The organism is Stenotrophomonas sp. HMWF003 (genome assembly GCF_003061285.1).
In the GTDB taxonomy this organism is placed as follows: domain Bacteria; phylum Pseudomonadota; class Gammaproteobacteria; order Xanthomonadales; family Xanthomonadaceae; genus Stenotrophomonas; species Stenotrophomonas maltophilia_AP.
On the sequence record NZ_QAIW01000303.1, the window covers coordinates 1 to 906 of the forward strand.

Annotated in this window: 2 protein-coding genes; both read left to right on the forward strand. The window is 69.1% G+C overall.

Annotated features, from left to right (window positions below):
- A partial coding sequence (locus DBR34_RS12455; protein WP_219928279.1) for a hypothetical protein occupies positions 1–417 on the forward strand: 417 nt, incomplete at its 5' end.
- Between the two features lie 226 nt (positions 418–643).
- The coding region (locus tag DBR34_RS21370; protein WP_219928280.1) for a hypothetical protein at positions 644–906 on the forward strand (263 nt) is incomplete at its 3' end.

Below are 906 nucleotides of genomic sequence, written 5' to 3' on the forward strand. Positions count from 1 at the left end.
GCGTTGCGCGACGACGCCACACCGGCCAGCAGTTGCCAACCCGACCCCGACAGTTGCCCGCCCTGGATGCCCTCGCAAGCAGATATCCGCGAGGTCATGTCCGACTACTTCTGCGAACTGATCGATAGCGATGCGCTCGCATCGCCATCGGCCGGGCGGGTAGTGGTCGAGCCATCGCGCATGGCGTGCGCGGCATTGCATCCCGAGGTCGGCGCCAATTTCGTCTGCGGCGGCGAGGTCCGCGTCGTCCATCCCGACGGTACGCAGCGCTACCACGGCGTCAGCCCCACCCTGCACCACGATGCCGACAACCGGATCGCGATCTACCTCGGCGACGATGACGCCGGCAACGAACGCTGGCACGTGCCTGTATCACGCAGCGGCTCGCGTTATTGCGCCGCGCCGGCAGCCCCTTGATCCCAGCGCTGCACTGCGGCCACCGCACGATTCTGTACGGCGGGCAACAGCGCGCGCACCGCGCGATCCCGGGCGTGACTGCAGGCACATCCGCGGCGGTTCAGCGCATGCAAGAGTGAATTGCACGCCGCCTTCCACGCCTGTGCAGGGTGCCGGTGGACGTCGCATTCCGCAGGACCGCGCCAGTGGCGCAGGTGCTGCCCACGTTGCTGCGCAAAGGACTTCGATGCATACGATCACCGCCCGACGGACCGCAGCTTCCTCCCACTCCACCGTGCGCGGCCTGCGCCGGTGGCTGGGCCTGTCACTCCTGTGCGTTGCCGCCAGCGCCAGCGCCGCCGACGACCTGCAGACACGCATCGCGCAGGCGATGCAGGGCACCGCCACCCCGGCCATGGGCGTGCTGGTGATCCGCGACGGCAAGGTCACCGAACAGGCGGTCAGCGGCGTGCGTCGCAACGATGCCCGCACCGCCGCAACCCACAGCGA